We start from the raw sequence: 17,762 nt of genomic DNA, 5'->3' as shown, positions 1-17,762 counted from the left end.
CAAAGGGGATGTTGGAATGAATTCGATGGAGACAATGAACAAAATTAATAGCTCTAAACACATTGCTGTTATGAGAACAAATAACAAACAGGAATTTGTTGATATTGCTAATATTATTATCGAACAAGGTTTAAATGTCATAGAGGTAACGCTAACTACACCTCAAGCAATGGAGATTATAACAACGTTGTCTCAAAAAGATAACGCACTTATAGGGGCTGGCACTGTGCTTGATAGTGTTTCAGCGAGGGTTGCTATTTTAAATGGTGCTAAATTTATCGTTAGTCCGTCGTTTGATAAAGAAACAGCAAAAGTTGCTAACTTATATGATGTACCTTATGTTCCTGGAGTCATGACGGTAAAAGAGATGATAGAAGCAATGACATACGGTTGCAAAGTGCTCAAACTATTTCCAGCTACACAGTTTACACCTTCAACAATAAAAGACTTTAGAGGTCCTTTACCTACAACAGAATTTATTCCTACGGGGGGCGTTGGTAAGGAAAATCACCTCGAATGGTTAGATGCTGGTAGTTTTGCTGTAGGCATTGGTAGTGAAATTACAAAAGTATATCAACAACATGGAGCAGACGGTCTGAAGCAATATGTAAGTGAACTTAAAGGTGGTGAGAGAAGATGACTATCTATGGTTTAGGGGAAGTCTTACTGCGTTTTACACCACCGAATTACGAACAACTGAAAAATGCATGTTCATTGAATATAAAAACGGGTGGCGCAGAATTAAATACACTCGTGACGTTAGCTGGATTTAGACAAGATACTGCGATGTTAACAACATTACCGCAAAATAATTTAAATGATTTAGTATTACAAACGATGCGGCGTGCAAACGTAAGTACAAAATTTATCGATTATAGTGAAGGTCGCTTAGGTACTTACTATATGGAAGAAGGCTTCGGTTATAGAAACGGTCAAGTTATTTATGATCGTGATCATTCTACATTCGCTATAAACGGTTATGAACAGTTACAACAAATTGATTTTAATGATGGAGATTACCTGATTTTGACAGGTATTACACTTGCAGTAAATACACAAATAAGAGAAAACATTGTAGATATTCTAACTAAACTTAAAGGCCAAGGTGTTAAATTAGTATTTGATATAAATTATAGAGATAATTTATGGTCTATAGATGAAGCGATACCCGTTATTAAGTCAGTGTTACCACTTGTAGATATTTTACTCTTTGGAAAAAAAGACGCTACACATTTACTATCGACGAATAGTGAAGATGACGATATGGAAACATGTGCTAAAACGATACAAGCTCAATATAATATACCAGTAATGGCGTCTAGCAATAGAGATATTACGGAAAGTACATTGCAAGGTATTATGCTAATCCAAGATAACTTTATAACGAGTCCGAAATATCAATATAACGTCCTCAATCGTATCGGTGCTGGCGATGCATTTACAGCAGGTATTATCCATGGGTTGCTTCAACAGTGGGATTTAGCACAAGTTATCGATTTTGCAACAAAATGTTCCGTATTGCAGCATACTACCAACGAAGATGCATTAAGTATTGAAGAACAAGATATTTTAAATTTATCCGCTAACGTTGGCGAATTAAAGCGCTAGCAAACATAATTTTGAAAGCGCATTCAATCAAACTTAATGAACATGAAAGATAGAGAAATAAAGGAGAGGTACTATGACACTTATGAATGATCATTTTTTACTTAATAATAAAACAGCTGAGAAGCTTTACCAAAAGGTTAAAAATATACCTATTATCGATTTCCATTGTCATATAGACGCGAAAGAGATTTATGACAATGAAAACTATGACACTATCACACAATTATGGTTAGCAGGTGATCACTATAAATGGCGACTGATGCGTGCTGATGGTATTAACGAATCATTTATTACAGGTAATGCACCGGACTTTGATAAATTTAAAGCATTTATGCATATGCTACCTTATTCAATTATGAATCCTATGTATCATTGGTGTGCGTTAGAGTTAAAACGATATTTTAATGAAACGACTAATTTTGATGATGTCGATATTAAAAAATTATATGATGTGCTAAATAAAAAGTTAAGCAAACCTTCGCATACACCCCAAGCATTAATTGAAAAAAGCAATGTCTCAGTTGTGTGTACAACCGATGATCCATGTGACGATTTAAAATATCACCGTTTATTGAACGAAGATAAAAAAGTTAATTTTAAAGTATGCCCAACGTTTAGACCAGATAGTTATGTGTTCCTAAGTAAAGACACAGTCACTGCAAAAGTTGAACAGTTAAAAAAGAATGTAGACTGTAATATTAATGATTTAACAAGCTATATTTCTGCATTAAAAGAACGCATATATTATTTTGATAGGAATGGTGCTTTAAGCTCGGATCAAAGTTTTGAAAAGACACCATGTGTCACTGTTGATGCAGAAGAAGCGGTCAAATTATTTGAAAAAGTGTTAAACGGTGGCGTTATTGAAGAAACAGAACAATACGAGTTAGCTGGCTTTATTATGACTGAATTATCAAAAGTTTATAAAGAATTAAGTTGGGTCGTGCAATTTCACTTAGGACCTACACGCAACAATAATACAAAAATGTACCAACAAGTTGGAGCCGATAGTGGCTTCGATAGTGTGGGCGATCAATTGAGTGCAAAACGCTTAAACGCCTTTCTTAATCATTTAGAATTAAATAATGCATTATCAGACACTATTATTTATCCAAATAATGGTCAAGATCATTTAATGGTTCAAGCAACTGCTGGGAACTTTACGAATAGTGAACATCGCGTTCAATTAGGGGCAGCATGGTGGTTTAACGATACGAAAGAAGGCATGGAACAACACTTAATTGATTATGCCAACGTCGGTCTATTACCAAACTTTGTAGGTATGTTAACAGATTCAAGAAGTATGACTTCATACACTAGACATGAATACTTCAGACGCATTTTATGTAATTTAATAGGTGACAGAATTGAAAAAGGTGAAATTGCCCTAAGTAATAAAACAATTGAACAAATTCTGAAAGATATTTGTTTTAATAATGCATTAAAACTCTTCAAAATCGATGGAATTAAGGAGGTCTAAACGGCATGGAATTATCTTTTAGATGGTACGGCAAAGACGATCCGGTAACCTTACAACAAATTAAACAAATTCCTGATATGAAACACATTGTTTCGGCTATTTATGATGTGCCGGTAGGAGAAGTTTGGACGAGTGAACGTATTGCTAACTTAAAAGCTACAATTGAAGCCGAAGGACTTAAATTTGAAGTAGTCGAAAGTTTACCGGTACATGAAAATATTAAATTAGGCGTAAGTAATAGAGATGAATTTATCGAAAATTATAAAACGTCCCTTATTAATTTAGCTAATAATGGTATTAAAACTGTAACTTATAATTTTATGCCAGTATTTGATTGGACACGTTCACAATTAGATTACGAACTTGAGGACAGCTCTAACACTTTGATTTATAAACATGATCAAATTAAAGATATTGACCCTTTAACAACGGATTTAAATTTACCAGGTTGGGATGAAAGTTACTCTCGAGAAGAAATGAATCAATTGATTTTAGACTACCGCGAGATTTCAGAAGAACAATTGTGGGACAACTTAGCGTACTTTTTAGAACGTGTGTTACCGACGGCAATCGAACATGACGTTGATCTAGCGATACATCCGGACGATCCACCTTGGTCCATTTTCGGTATTCCAAGAATTATTAGAAATAAAGATAGTTATGAACGTCTACTATCTATCAATAATAGTAAAAATAACGGCATTTGTTTCTGTACAGGCTCGTTAGGTTCACTAGCTGAAAACGACTTACCGACAATGATCAGAACTTTTGGAAATCACATTCACTTTATGCATATGCGTAACGTTAAACGTATCGGTGAGTATTCGTTCTTAGAAACTGGACATTTATCTAAAAATGGTTCGGTAGATATGCAAGCTGTTGTTGAAGCATTAGTAGATATTGATTTTAAAGGTACAATTAGACCTGATCATGGGCGAATGATTTGGGGAGAAACAGGTAAGGCAGGCTATGGCTTATATGACCGTGCCTTAGGTGCAACATATATTAATGGTTTAATCGAAGGGGTGCGCAAATAAAATGACACAATTTGAAAATTTAAACATAGTGATAACTGGAGCTACAGGTGTTATTGGTTCAACGTTTGTCAAAGCTTTAGTAGCACAAGGCGCTAATGTAGGTATATTAGGGCGTTCCGAGGACAAAATTGTTAACTTGCAACAACAAATAGACGCCGGTCATAAACAAACTGTAGGTTTAGTAGCAGACGTATTAGACAAAAATGCCTTAGAACAAGCTAAAAAGACTTTTAATCAAAGATTTGGTCAAATTGATGTCTTAATTAATGGAGCAGGCGGTAACAATCCCAATGCTACAACTGATGACGAAATGTACAATGAAAACAGTAAAAAATCTTTCTTTGATTTAACTGAAGACGGTGTTGATCAAGTGTTCAAATTAAATTACACAGGGACATTTTTACCTTCACAAGTCTTTGGTCAAGACGTCGTGACGTCTAAGCAAGGTACAATTATTAACATTTCGTCAATGAACGCATTTACGCCTTTAACAAAAATTCCAGCATATAGTGGTGCAAAAGCTTCTGTCAGTAACTTTACTCAATGGTTGAGTACTTACTTTGCAGGTCAAATCCGAGTAAATGCAATCGCGCCAGGCTTTTTTGAAACTGCGCAAAATAAAGGTTTGTTAAGAAATGATGACGGTTCTTATTCTGAAAGAGCGAATAAAATCTTGTCACAAACGCCTATGCAACGCTTTGGTGAACCCGAAGAATTATTAGGGACTTTATATTGGCTAATGGACAATAGACAAAGTGGTTTCGTAACAGGTATAGTCGTGCCAGTTGATGGTGGATTTAATGCATATTCAGGCGTTTAATAATAAATAACTAAAAATAACCTCGATGTTAATGACAACATCGAGGTTATTTTTTATGCTTATAAGTTATTCACAACTTACTCAATCTGGAATATGAATAAAGTCTTGTTTTTCTAAAGACACTGGACGACCTTCATCGTGCATTTTAGCAATGTGAAACTCTCCCCATTGACATAGAGAAGATAAAATTTCGCTCAACGTCTGTCCATAATCGGATAATTTGTATTCGACTTTCGGTGGCACTTGTTGATAAACAATGCGTTCGATAATACTATCTTCTTCTAACTCTCGTAATTGTTGCGTCAACATTTTTTGAGTGATATGAGGTATGGCACGTTTAAGTTCGGAAGTGCGCATCGTGCCATTATCCTTCAAATGACACAGCACGACAGGCTTCCACTTGCCGCCTAACACATCAATCGTTGCCTCTACGCCGATATTATAATGGTGCTTTAACATAAATTCCACCTCCATAGGTACTAAAAAGTGCCTATAGTACTTTTAGGTACCTATATGACTTTAAAGTGCGTACTTACTTCTTTTAATTATTGGAATTATAATAACACACATATTAATAAAAGAGGAAGGAAAGAAGTAAATGAAACAACAAAAATTAGCAATTATTGCTTTAGCCATCTCAGCCTTTGCGATTGGTATGACAGAATTTATTAGCGTCGGATTATTACCACTTATTAAAAATGCATTTGATATTACAATCCCTATGGCTGGATTAACAGTATCTTTATATGCCATTGGCGTTACGGTAGGAGCACCAGTACTTACGCCACTTACAAATAAAATGAAAAGAAAGCACTTATTAATTACAATTATGGTTATTTTTATTATAGCTAACTTGTTAGCAGCATTTTCAGCGTCATTTACGATGTTACTAGCAATGCGTGTCTTATCTGCATTAATGCATGGCGTGTTTATGTCTATTGCTACAGCTATAGCGAGCGACCTTGTGTCTTCAGATAAACGTTCCAGTGCAATTGCGATGATGTTTACCGGTTTAACTGTTGCAACAATTACAGGCGTGCCATTTGGAACTTGGATTGGACAAAATTTCGGTTGGGAAATGTCCTTTATCACAATAGCAGGTATAGGTTTCATTAGTTTGATTACTAATGTGATTTTCGTGCCAAGCAATTTAAACGAATTTGAACAATCACCTATTATTCAACAATTAAAAGTATTTAAAAATAAATCACTTATGCTTGTCTACCTCATTACTGCCTTAGGTTATGGTGGTACGTTTGTGGTATATACGTATCTGACATCAATGTTAACACATCAATTAGGTTATAGCGATAGTACAGTCGTTGTCTTACTTATCGTCTACGGTGTCATGGTTGCGATAGGAAATACTTTAGGTGGTAAATTCACGAATAAAATGCCTACGAAAGCTTTAAGTATCATCTTTTTAATTCAAGCCATCGTGCTTTTATTTGTAGGTGTGACGACGGATCATCCAATTATTGGACTTATCGCCATTTTATTCATGGGATTATTCGCATTTATGAATGTGCCAGGATTACAACTTATCGTTGTGCTATTTGCAGAACGTGAAAATAAAGCGACTGTCAATTTTGCATCAAGCTTAAATATTTCAGCGTTTAATATTGGTATTACATTGGGATCTGTTATTGGCGGTTACGTGTTAAATGAATTTTCAGTAGCAATGACACCATACTTTGGTTTCGTAATGGTTATAGTCGCAAGTGCAATGATGTACGCATTATATAGTAGAGAAAAACAATACAACTTAGCGCAATGCTAATAAAAGGGGTAAATAATGATGAATCAACTAACATTCAATAATGGAAATGAGATGCCACAAATAGGGTTAGGCGTCTTTCGAGTTGCTAACGATGATACTGCAAAATTGGCTGTAAAACATGCAATTATAAATGGTTATAGAAGTATCGATGCAGCTTTAGTTTATGAAAATGAAGAAATGGTAGGACAGGGTATTAAGGAAGGCATATCAGCAGTCGGCATTTCACGAGAAGATTTATTTATTACTTCTAAATTATGGTTCGATGATTTTGGCAAGCACAATGTGATTAGAGGATATGAACGTTCACTCAATAATTTAGGGCTTAACTATTTAGATTTATATTTAGTTCATTGGCCAGGTACTGATGAAGCACTAATGATTGATACATGGCTAGGCATGGAAAAGTTATATGAGGATGGCAAAGTTAAAAATATTGGCGTGAGTAATTTTAATATGAATCATTTAGCAAGATTGAAAAAGCATGCACAAATTAAGCCAGTTATTAATCAAGTAGAATTTCATCCTTATTTTAATCAAGCTTTATTACGCAATTATTTAACAGAAGAAGGGATACAAATGGAATCATGGTCCCCATTAATGAATGCAGAAATATTAGCGGATGAAACAATTAACGAAATAGCACAAACAATAAACAAATCACCGGCACAAGTCGTGCTACGTTGGAATGTACAACATGGCGTAATAACAATTCCTAAATCTATTACGCCAGCACGTATTGAACAAAATATTGATGTTTTTGGATTTGAACTTTCCGAATCACAGATGACAAAGATAGATAAATTAAATAAAGAGCAACGTGTCGGGCCAGATCCTGCACAATTTAATGGATAAAAAAACAAAGGTCATTTCCTAGATTTGGAGATGACCTCTGTTAGATTATATAGCAATTAATTATTGTTATGACTTACATGGACACGAGTTAAATGTTTAAAATAATTACGATATGAATTCCAATTTACATTTGAATTTGAATTGTCGGTTATTAACATGTCTATATTGTTTGGAGCGCACACATTATATAAAGAAACTTTGTCTAGTTTAGAACTATCAGCTAAGATATAAATTTCTTGAGCTTGTTCTACCATTTGTGCTTTCGTATATGCCAATGTTTCACTAAAGTGCGTCACACCTTTTACTGCGTCTATCGCAGGTGTACTTAAAAATAACTTTAAAGGATTAAAAGATTTTAAAGCGTTGTTCGCAAGCTGACCATCTAAGACATAATTATCCTTATGCAAAACTCCACCAGTAACGATGACCTGATGGTTCGTTGATTTTAACGTAGACGCAATATAAATGTCATTCGTAATAAGCGTTAAGTTGCGTTTGTGTTGTAAAGCTAAGGCTAATTGTAGTCCGGTAGAACCTGAATCAATAATAATAGTATCGTTGTCCCGTACAAACTCAGCAGCCTTAGTGGCAATAGCAACTTTTTCTTGATAATTGCTCGTTTGTCTATCGGCGAAGCTAAGTTCGTCCCATACTTCGCCTTTATTTAATACGACACCACCATGTGTACGTTTAATTTGATCGAATTGTTCAAGTTTATTTAAATCACGACGAATCGTGGCTTCGTGAACATTAAATTGTTTTGATAATGTGTGTATCGTTGCATGTTTATGTTGTAACAAAAAAGCAATAATTTTTTCTTCACGTTCGGCCGGTAACATAATTCACACCTCATTTAGACGTAAGTATAACAAAATTAATGAAAGGTTCAATTATTCATATTGTGCACTTTTAGGTAGCTTGATGAAATAAGTAAGTATCGTACTAATAAAATAAAGTATGCCTAAAATCCAAATGATTCCGATATCATGTACGATATCGATAAATAAATTTACAATCATTGGACCGACAAAGACTGGTAAACCAGCACCTAGATTTAATACAGAGAGCGCAGCGCCTTTGTCTTTTTTTACTAAGGTAGGAATTAATGCTGATAATGGTACGTAAGCGGCGATAAATGCACCCCAACAAAATCCTACGATAGTTAATAATATTAAATTCCCATCTGTCCACATCGGAATATAACCTATGAGTAGTACTGATATACCGCTACCAATGCCTCCGAAGTACATAACTGTGTTACGCCAGCCAATTTTATCTCCGATAATACCAAAGATTAAGTTGAAAATAATATTGCCTACAAAAATCGTAGACCATACGGCTAACCATTTTGATGTAGGTATACCGAAACTTGATAAATAAATAGGTAAGAAGACAGGGAAGGCAAACTGTGCTGTCGTATTGATTACACGTACGATACCACCGAGTAATACTTTAGGTTCTTCCTTCATAATCGTAATACCTTTAAGTATCTCTTTGAATTTTTCTTTCGAACTACCTTGATTTGAAGGTAATGTATCTCTATTAATAATAAGTGTGAATACTGCACCCAAAATAACCCAGAATAATGAACTCCATAGCGTGTTAATATGTCCTAAATATTTAATAGCCCAAATAGAATATAGTGCGCCTAACACATTTAAACCACCAGTAAAGACAAACCAAAACCAACCTACTGCAGCACCTAACGTTTTTTGTTCTGAACGATAAGATATCCACACTAAAAACGAATAAGCAAATAACGGATAGCCTAAACCACGTAGCGCATACGCTGGTAACATTAAATATAAATTATTTGAAGGAATAGCAAAACCAACAAAGCAAATAGTTCCTATAATATAGAAGAACAAACCAAGAATCATTGTTTTTTTGCCACCTAATGCTTCGGCAAACACACCGCTAAACCAACTTGCTAAAGCAACAGTAACACCATAACAAGAAAACAGTGCACTCGTTTCCTTAACGGAAAAGCCATTTTCATGTAGCCAAGGGCTTAACCAGCCAATTTCTAAACCGTCGCCCATCATGAAAATAATAATACCTATGTAACCCCAAACGATTTGGCGGGGCATACCTAAAACTGAATTTGAATTTTTCATATAAAATACTCCTTTAATCACGCATAGTGATGGTAGTGTTATGCTTGTAGGTCTAGGTTGTCTTAAATTTAAACTGTTAATAAAATATAAAAATCATTTATTGAGAAAATAAAACTCATTTTTTGTACATATATGTTTGTAAAAACAATAGTAATCGCTTACATTTATGTATGTCAATCATAAAACTACAATAAATATGTTTTTATGTGCTCGAAATTACTGATTTAATGTTTATTTTTGTTCGTTTATTTAAGTTTTGTGCGTTGCTTTTTGCTATTAAGTTGCTTATTATTTAATAAAGCGTTTTCTATTGTACGTATATGGAGGGTTATTATGAGTTACAGTATAGGTATTGATTTTGGCACAGGTTCTGGGAGAGTATTTTTAATCAATACAGCTAATGGCGAAATTATTTCACAATATATAAAAGAATATTCTCATGGAACGATTGAGCAGCAATTAAATGGTCAAAAGATACCGCAAAGTTTTGCGTTACAAAATGCTAATGATTATATGGAAGTCATCGAAGAAGGCGTCCCATACATAATAAAAAATGCCAACATCGATGTTAACAACATAGTTGGAATAGGCATTGATTTTACTTCATCGACCGTGATATTTGTAGATGAACATATGGAACCGATGCATAACTATGAAGCCTTCAAAGATAATCCACATGCTTACGTAAAATTGTGGAAACATCACGGCGCTCAAGCTGAGGCCGATAAACTATTCCAAACTGCACTACAACAAAAAAATCGATGGTTAGGATACTATGGTTTTAATGTGAGTAGTGAATGGATGATTCCAAAAATAATGGAAGTACAACATAAAGCACCAGAAGTCATGGCTAACACTGCGCATATCATGGAAGCAGGAGATTGGATTGTCAATAAATTAACTGGTAAAAATGTTCGCTCTAACTGTGGACTAGGTTTCAAGTCATTTTGGCAAGCAGAGACAGGTTTTCATTATGACTTATTTGATCAAATAGATGAGGAATTGTCTGATATAGTGAAAAAAAAAGTCGCTGCTCCTATTGTAAATATTGGTGACACAGTAGGTACATTATGCACAGAGATGGCTAATAAATTAGGTCTTCCAGACACAATAGCAGTAAGTCCATTTATTATTGATGCACATGCAAGTTTATTAGGTATAGGCTCAGAAAAAGATAAAGAAATGACGATGGTAATGGGAACGAGTACATGTCATTTAATGCTTAACAAAGCACAACATAAAGTGCCAGGCATCTCTGGTTCGGTTAAAGGAGCAATCATTCCTGACCTTTATGCATATGAAGCGGGGCAATCAGCAGTAGGAGACCTATTTGAATATATCGCTAAACAAACACCGCACGAATACGTTGTCGAAGCTAAAGAACGGTATATTTCAATTTTTGAATTACTCAATGAAAAGGCACAAAAATTGGCGCCGGGGGAAAGTGGTTTAGTAGCACTCGATTGGCATAATGGTAATCGGAGTGTATTAAGTGATAGTACACTAACTGGAAGTCTATTTGGCATGACACTACAAACGAAGCATGAAGATATTTACCGTGCATATATGGAAGCTACGGCATTTGGTACGAAAATGATTATGCAACAATATCAAGGTTGGCAGATGGAAGTGGATAACGTATATGCATGTGGCGGCATACCGAAGAAAAATCCATTATTGATGGAAATATATGCCAATGTGTTGAATAAAACCATCACAATTATCGATAGCGAGTATGCACCAGCGATAGGAGCAGCTATATTAGGCGCTATAAGTGGGAAAGCACATGATTCATTTGACCAAGCTATTCAAGCTATGAAAGAACCAATACTTTATCAAGTAGAGCCAGAAGAAAACAAAGTCACAACTTATAAAAAACTATTCAAAGCATATAAAGCATTGCATGATTTACATGGCTATAAAAAGGCAAGCATTATGAAAAACGTTAAAGCTATTGCCGATGAAAATTTTAATCAATGAGCGTAGGACGATTTTTTAATGGTGAGGAAATGCACACTATTTGAGAATATTAAAAAAACATTGCCATCAAATTCACTAATAATTGAATTTGGTGGCAGTGTTTTATTAGATGGTGGATAGGTGAGAATAAGCGTTTGGTATAGATTGTGAAAGAAGTTAATAACACAAATCAAATGTTTTCTGGAATAATGATGGTATAGCTATATAAGATAGCTTTTAATCAATTTTTTATTATTTAAAAAATCATTTATTATATTTTTATCTCTTTTATTTATTTATTTATGGGAGGGCATACTAATAAACAAGTTGTTTGCTATTCGGATTATTATAAATCATAACAATACTATTATACTAAAGGAAGATGAACATGCTATCTAAAGTAGAACAAGGCACAATCAATGGGATATATAAAGATTCCATTCATAAATTTTTAGGTATCCCTTATGCTGCTCCACCGATCAAGGAACGCCGTTGGACGCAACCTATGCCGCCTCAAAAATGGGAAGGTATTTATCAAGCAACTAATTTCGGACCAATATGTCCCCAAAAAGGCGGTGCTAGTTTTAATCTTAGACAAGATAAGCAAAGCGAAGACTGTCTCTATCTCAATGTTTGGACATCTACAACCATTTGTGATGCTCAGCAACCTGTTATGGTATGGATACATGGTGGCGGTAACTTAGGTGGTGCTGGATCAGAGGATGCTTTTGATGGTACTAATTTAGCTAAACAAGGTGTTACCGTAGTCACTTTTAATTATCGTCTGGGCGCTTTTGGCTTTATAGCACATCCAGACATAGGTTGTAATTTTGCTGTATTAGACCAAGTTGCAGCTTTAGAATGGATTTCAAACAATATTGGATCATTTGGTGGTAACCCTAACAATATCACTATATTTGGTGAATCTGCTGGTGCCCAAGCGGTACGAAATTTATTATCAGTCAGTCGCGCCAAAGGTTTGTTTCACCGTGCTATTATACAAAGTGCAGGCTTTGAGCCTTATGTTTTCACGTCGACTCACTCTTATGAAAAAGTTCAAACAAGTACCGAAAAGTTATTCGAAAAGTTAGGAACATCAGATTTAGAAAAACTTCAAAAATTGCCTGCAAATGACATTTTAGAGGCTTCTATGGCCTTTTCTGGTACAGTGCCACCTCCGGGAGAAGTTCATACACCAGCTAATTTAATATGGAATCAAGTTCCTGATGGAGAAATTATAGCTAAAGATGGATTTCCTGGATGTGATGTTGATTTACCTATATTAATTGGTTGTGTAGAAAATGAGGCACGTTATTTTATAAAGCCTAATGGTACATATCATAACAATGATTTAAGTAGAATGGCTCAAGTTTTAGCTACTACTAAAAGTGATCAAGCATTACAACTTTTAAACAATAAGGATTTAACAACATATGAAGCTTTAGACTTATTGTTCACGACCACTATATGGTTTGAACCGTCTTATGCGACTGTAAATAAATTCGTCGAATTAGGTTATGACGTTTATTATTATCATTTTGCGAGGGTATCTCCCGAACATTATCGGACAAAAGAATTAGCTCAACACACATCAGAAATTAAATATGTTTTTGGGAATTTACAACCTGAAGAACATTATGATGACAGGGATCGAATAATCTCAAAGCAATTGCAACATGCATGGATTACTTTTGGGAAAAAGGGAGTCCCACAAAATGAAGATGGAACGAGTTGGGCTTGTTATAATAGAGATGAACCGTATATAAATCATATAAAAGACACGGTTTATAGCGAACCTTTAAAACTAAACCCTCTTACTGAAATTATCCATTCCTTAAGAAAATAGTAATAATGTTGTTTATAAACAAAATCAAAAGCATTGAGTTAAACCGGATTTATTTTCATATTATTGAACGAATTATAAAAAGGATTGGAAACTACAAGAGCAAGAAGCCGAAAAGGTAGTAGCCATTCATTTCCAAATTATAAGAAGAGAGAAATCAAATTCTTATATGATAAACAAAAACTTGCAGGTGAAGAGATTGCTAAACTAACAGGATTTAGCGATTCTACAATTTATAGAGTATTAAAAAATTAGGAGGTATTGTATGGTTGAATCAGTTCAGGTTTATCATTATGATGCATTTAGCACAGAACCCCACAAAGGGAATCCTGCAGGTATTGTATTAGATGCAGAAAAGTTAACAGACTCGGAAATGCAGAAAATCGCATCAAGTGTTGGCTTCAATGAAACTGCATTTCCACTCAAATCTGATAAGGCAGATTTGAAGATACGCTTTTTTACCCCAGGTCATGAAATGAACCTTTGTGGTCATGCAACTATAGCGACAATTTATGCTTTAAAAGAAAAAAAGTTACTAAAAAATAAACCCGAATATACTATTGAAACTAAAGCAGGCATTTTATCTATAGGTATTAATGAACAAAACGATAATAAAATATATATTATCATGCAACATGCAGTACCAAAATTTGAAACTTATACAGGTTCTAATGAAGATTTAGCTCAATCTTTAGGTATTAAAAAAGAAGATATCAGCGATGATTTACCAGTTTTATATGGAAGTACAGGTGTTTGGACACTTCTTGTTCCAGTAAATAGCCTAGCTACTTGTAAAAAAATGAAACCCAATCATTCACAGTTTCCTTCTATATTAAAAGAAAAACCTAATGTGTCCATTCATCCATTTTGTTTTGAAACTTATGATTTAGATTCTGATATGCATGCACGACATTTTTCTTCACCTTTCTCTGGAACAACAGAAGATCCAGTTACTGGAACAGCTTCTGGAGTAATGGGGGCATACTTTTTAAAATACGTGAGTAATAAGATAGATAATTCCCTAGAACTTATTGTCGAGCAAGGTCAAGAACTTGGAAAGAATGGTAAGGTGCAAGTTAAAGTTACTCCTAATGAGAATGAATGGAACATACAAATAGTTGGAACTGCTGTTTATGTTCAAACATTTAAGATTAACTTAAATCAAGAGTGATTATAATTAACTTAGCAAATATAAATTATGTAAAGTTATTGAGTTAGCGAAAAGTATAAAAGCGATAATTATATTATCATAATTTATATTCTCACTTACTATAATAATATATTTTAATTTATAAAGGCGCCGATTACTATTTTCAGTATCGGGCGCCTTTATGAATTAATTTCTAATCCTAACCAAACGATCAGAGTTCCTTATAAACGCATGTTTATTGTGTATTATTAGGATGTACCCAATTAATACACAAAACAACTATGATTACCCATATACAAGGAAAGATAATAATTAAAAGTCAATTTGTTGATACATCATAATAAAATCTAAATTTTAATGTCGCGTCTTTCAACGATCCTTTGGCATAATAGCCATCTTTCGTTTTACCCACATAATCAATGAGAGGATTTGAAAGAAGTGATAACATATCCTTTATTATTTTGACTTCTTGGTATAGCTTGAACCATACTGTTCCATTGTCTTAGTTTAATATTCAATATAACCACTCCATTATTCATAATTATTATTAAATATACCAAATTTTAAGTTTTGTTCCACTTAAATGAAGGGTTTATTTACACTTTTTTTGTTTCTCTCCGCTGTGATGTTCTAATACAGTTAACAAATAGAGTATTTACATGGTAAACACCGAGCCCGATAACTATGACCGTAGTTATTGGGCTTTTTTTAGTGTATTGGTTATGTCACCGTCGGATTATGATTGCTGCAATGATAGGTGATATAAGTGCTACAAATAGAGTGCTTAACATGAGGTCAAATCCTTGGATGTTTGTTAAAAAACCAGAAGTGAAATGACGACGTTCATATTATATTATCTATAAATGTACAAATTTCGAATATAAATTCCATATTTAAAAAATACTCGTAACGGCATCAATTAAACTATAAACACCTAAAAATGAGACGATAAGTACAACAATAAATCCTAAAATATTAAGCCATATATTATTGGCGTATTTGCCCATAAGTTGCTTTTTGTTAATAATGATAAAGATTAGGATAGCGACTATTGGTAGGATAATACCATTTAGTGCTTGGGCAACGAGTAGGACTTGAATGGGTTCGAAGCCGAGTCCTGATGTGATAATGCCGATAAGTATGATTGCGGCGAATACAGTTTTGTATTTTTTGCTTTTCATACCTTTTTCCCAACCGAGTAAACTACTTATTGTAGCCGCAGCCCCAGTAGGTGAAGCAATGGCAGATGACAGTCCGGCTGCAAACAAGCCTATACTAATAATGAATGGTGCAGCTTCTCCGAAAATCGGTTTCAGGGGATCGGCAAGTTGGATAATGCTTGATACCTCTTTACCTTTAATTAATGTAGCTGCTGAAATTAAAATTGCTGCTGAAATAAGGCCACCCACAGCAATCGAAATAATAGTATCCCAACGTGCAAATTTTAATTCGCTTAAACCTTTAAAACGTTCATGTACGGCAGTAGAGTGAATAAAGAAATTATAAGGTACTACCGTTGTACCAATTAATGCAATAACAGTAATAATTGATCCATTCGGTATCGTTGGTACAAAAATACCTTTCAAGACACCTGTTATATCAGGTTTAATTACAATCATAGTTGTTATGAAAATAATCCCCATAATAACCATTAGTACAATCATTATTTTTTCTAAAAAACGATAGTTACCAAACAGACCGATTAATAAAATAATAATCCCAATTACAGGCGCTACTGCATGCGAAGGTAAATGTAATAAATATGCAGCACCCAAAGATGTACCTAGCAAGTCACCACTTATGTATGCGGCACACCCTATAGTCACTGCGATTAATGTAAACCAAACGATAATAACTTTACCTACTTTATGTGCAAATAATTCTTGCACGGCTTCGCCCAATCCTTCTCTCGTGACCAAGGATAGACGGATAATCATTTCTTGTAAGACGATTGTTGCAATAATAGAGAATACTACTGCCCACAGCAAGCTATATCCAAAGCCTGCGCCCCCTTGGGTCATTGTAGTAACAGTACCTGGCCCAATAAATGAAGCGGTAATAATCATTCCTGGTCCAATTGATTTAAATACTTTACTAAAGTTCTTAAACACAACCATCACATCCCCGTGTTATTAGGCTTTGCCTAAGTATTTCGCGTGGCCTGCAAGTACGTATAGTACAGCAGTAGAGACAAAATGAGCAGAATTTTGGTTGGCGTCTTGCATTGGATATACCTCAACATAATCCATACCACAAAGACCTAATTTACCAAATTCATGTATTAATGTTAGTAACTCGTAAGATGTAACGCCATTGCCATCCACTGGACCGCCTGGATTAAAAGCAAAATCAAGGACATCACTACAAATTGTTAAATAAACGACATCTACATCTTTACTCGCTTGTGCATAAATATCACGTGCTAATTGTGTTAAATTTGTAGATGATCTAATGTCGTTAATCGTTAAAGTGACAGCACCCGCTTCCTCAGCATATTTACCAGTTTCAGGTTTATTACGCGGACCATGGATACCTGTATGTATGATGCTTTCATTTCTGATACCCTCAGTTTCATATAAGCGCATAAATGGGGTGTTACGTGCATAAAGTTCGCCATCATAGTCAGGCATATTATCATAATGTGCATCTAAATGTATAATACCTACACGTTTATTTGTTTTAGTTAATGCTTTTAGAATAGGGTAGGTAACGCCGTGTTCACCACCAAAGCCCACTAAAAATTTATCTTGTTGCCATAAATTATATGCAAAGTTCTCAATATTCTCATAACTTTGCTTATTATCGTGTGCGACGAAAGGAACGTCACCAACATCACCCATAGATAAATGTTTGCTTACATCTATATGATTTAACTCGGGTAAATAATGACTATAACGTGCAGAACATACACGAATTTGTTTAGGTCCTAATTCAACGCCTGTATAGTCACCCCAAGTACTTTCACCTTCAAAAGGCACACCATACACAATAACGTCAGTATCTAAATCTTGTGCCTTTGATAAATTCTTACTAGCTAAAAAACATGGTGTATTTCCATAAATATTATCTTTCATAAAATATAATGCCCCCTTTATTAATTAACAATTATAGAGAGT

The 17,762-nt window shown here is 34.5% G+C and carries 15 protein-coding genes and 1 pseudogene; 11 read left to right on the top strand and 5 right to left on the bottom strand.

What is annotated here, in order from left to right:
• The first annotated feature begins 16 nt into the window (after positions 1–16).
• The 5 genes from eda (at position 17) to RPL90_RS01760 (ending at position 4,945) form a co-directional block, all read left to right on the top strand.
• Positions 17–640, top strand: a complete 624-nt coding sequence (gene eda / locus RPL90_RS01780; RefSeq protein WP_313541986.1) for a bifunctional 4-hydroxy-2-oxoglutarate aldolase/2-dehydro-3-deoxy-phosphogluconate aldolase — start codon at positions 17–19, stop codon at positions 638–640.
• The gene (locus RPL90_RS01775; RefSeq protein ID WP_313541983.1) at positions 637–1,608 is read left to right on the top strand and encodes a sugar kinase; all 972 of its coding nucleotides are present in this window, start codon (positions 637–639) and stop codon (positions 1,606–1,608) included. The genes eda and RPL90_RS01775 overlap by 4 nt, the downstream gene beginning before the upstream one ends.
• A 73-nt stretch (positions 1,609–1,681) precedes the next feature.
• On the top strand, positions 1,682–3,088 hold the full coding sequence (gene uxaC, locus RPL90_RS01770) for a glucuronate isomerase (RefSeq protein ID WP_313541980.1): 1,407 nt from the start codon (positions 1,682–1,684) through the stop codon (positions 3,086–3,088).
• A gap of 5 nt (positions 3,089–3,093) precedes the next feature.
• Positions 3,094–4,125: a mannonate dehydratase gene (locus RPL90_RS01765; protein WP_313541977.1), complete on the top strand. Its 1,032-nt coding sequence runs from the start codon at positions 3,094–3,096 to the stop codon at positions 4,123–4,125.
• Between the two features lies 1 nt (position 4,126).
• A complete protein-coding gene (locus RPL90_RS01760; RefSeq protein WP_313541974.1) occupies positions 4,127–4,945 on the top strand; it encodes an SDR family oxidoreductase in 819 nt (272 codons plus the stop codon).
• Between the two features lie 81 nt (positions 4,946–5,026).
• On the opposite strand, the gene RPL90_RS01755 is transcribed toward RPL90_RS01760, so the two are convergent.
• Positions 5,027–5,404, bottom strand: coding sequence for a winged helix-turn-helix transcriptional regulator (locus RPL90_RS01755; RefSeq protein ID WP_313541971.1), 378 nt, complete (start codon positions 5,402–5,404; stop codon positions 5,027–5,029).
• A 139-nt stretch (positions 5,405–5,543) separates the two neighbouring features.
• Here RPL90_RS01755 and RPL90_RS01750 point away from each other — a divergent pair, with 139 nt between their 5' ends.
• Complete coding sequence (locus RPL90_RS01750; protein WP_313541968.1) at positions 5,544–6,725, top strand: MFS transporter; 1,182 nt, start codon at positions 5,544–5,546, stop codon at positions 6,723–6,725.
• A gap of 18 nt (positions 6,726–6,743) precedes the next feature.
• Entirely contained in the window at positions 6,744–7,577 is an 834-nt protein-coding gene (locus tag RPL90_RS01745; protein WP_313542096.1) for an aldo/keto reductase, read from the top strand.
• A 56-nt stretch (positions 7,578–7,633) separates the two neighbouring features.
• Here the strand turns inward: RPL90_RS01745 and RPL90_RS01740 are convergent, their stop codons facing one another.
• Together RPL90_RS01740 and RPL90_RS01735 are read right to left on the bottom strand one after the other, a co-directional pair.
• A complete protein-coding gene (locus RPL90_RS01740; protein WP_313541965.1) occupies positions 7,634–8,416 on the bottom strand; it encodes a DeoR/GlpR family DNA-binding transcription regulator in 783 nt (260 codons plus the stop codon).
• A 51-nt stretch (positions 8,417–8,467) separates the two neighbouring features.
• Positions 8,468–9,694 (bottom strand): MFS transporter, encoded by a 1,227-nt coding sequence (locus RPL90_RS01735; RefSeq protein WP_313541962.1) that lies wholly within the window; start codon positions 9,692–9,694, stop codon positions 8,468–8,470.
• Between the two features lie 333 nt (positions 9,695–10,027).
• Between RPL90_RS01735 and RPL90_RS01730 the strand changes: the two genes are divergently transcribed.
• From RPL90_RS01730 to RPL90_RS01715, 4 genes and pseudogenes are all read left to right on the top strand, one after another.
• Positions 10,028–11,674 (top strand): ribulokinase, encoded by a 1,647-nt coding sequence (locus RPL90_RS01730; protein WP_313541959.1) that lies wholly within the window; start codon positions 10,028–10,030, stop codon positions 11,672–11,674.
• 367 nt (positions 11,675–12,041) lie between these two features.
• Positions 12,042–13,499: a carboxylesterase/lipase family protein gene (locus RPL90_RS01725; protein ID WP_313541955.1), complete on the top strand. Its 1,458-nt coding sequence runs from the start codon at positions 12,042–12,044 to the stop codon at positions 13,497–13,499.
• A 78-nt stretch (positions 13,500–13,577) separates the two neighbouring features.
• Positions 13,578–13,751, top strand: a pseudogene (locus RPL90_RS01720) (recombinase family protein); the annotation flags it as partial.
• Positions 13,752–13,761: 10 nt separating this feature from the next.
• Complete coding sequence (locus tag RPL90_RS01715) at positions 13,762–14,667, top strand: PhzF family phenazine biosynthesis isomerase (RefSeq protein ID WP_313541953.1); 906 nt, start codon at positions 13,762–13,764, stop codon at positions 14,665–14,667.
• An 872-nt stretch (positions 14,668–15,539) separates the two neighbouring features.
• On the opposite strand, the gene RPL90_RS01710 is transcribed toward RPL90_RS01715, so the two are convergent.
• A complete protein-coding gene (locus RPL90_RS01710) occupies positions 15,540–16,763 on the bottom strand; it encodes an Nramp family divalent metal transporter (RefSeq protein ID WP_313541950.1) in 1,224 nt (407 codons plus the stop codon).
• A 15-nt stretch (positions 16,764–16,778) separates the two neighbouring features.
• A complete protein-coding gene (locus tag RPL90_RS01705; protein WP_313541948.1) occupies positions 16,779–17,720 on the bottom strand; it encodes an agmatinase family protein in 942 nt (313 codons plus the stop codon).
• Positions 17,721–17,762 lie beyond the last annotated feature (42 nt).

The organism is Staphylococcus kloosii (genome assembly GCF_032139365.1).
GTDB classification, from domain to species: domain Bacteria; phylum Bacillota; class Bacilli; order Staphylococcales; family Staphylococcaceae; genus Staphylococcus; species Staphylococcus kloosii_A.
This window is presented reverse-complemented; position numbering and strand designations above follow the sequence as displayed.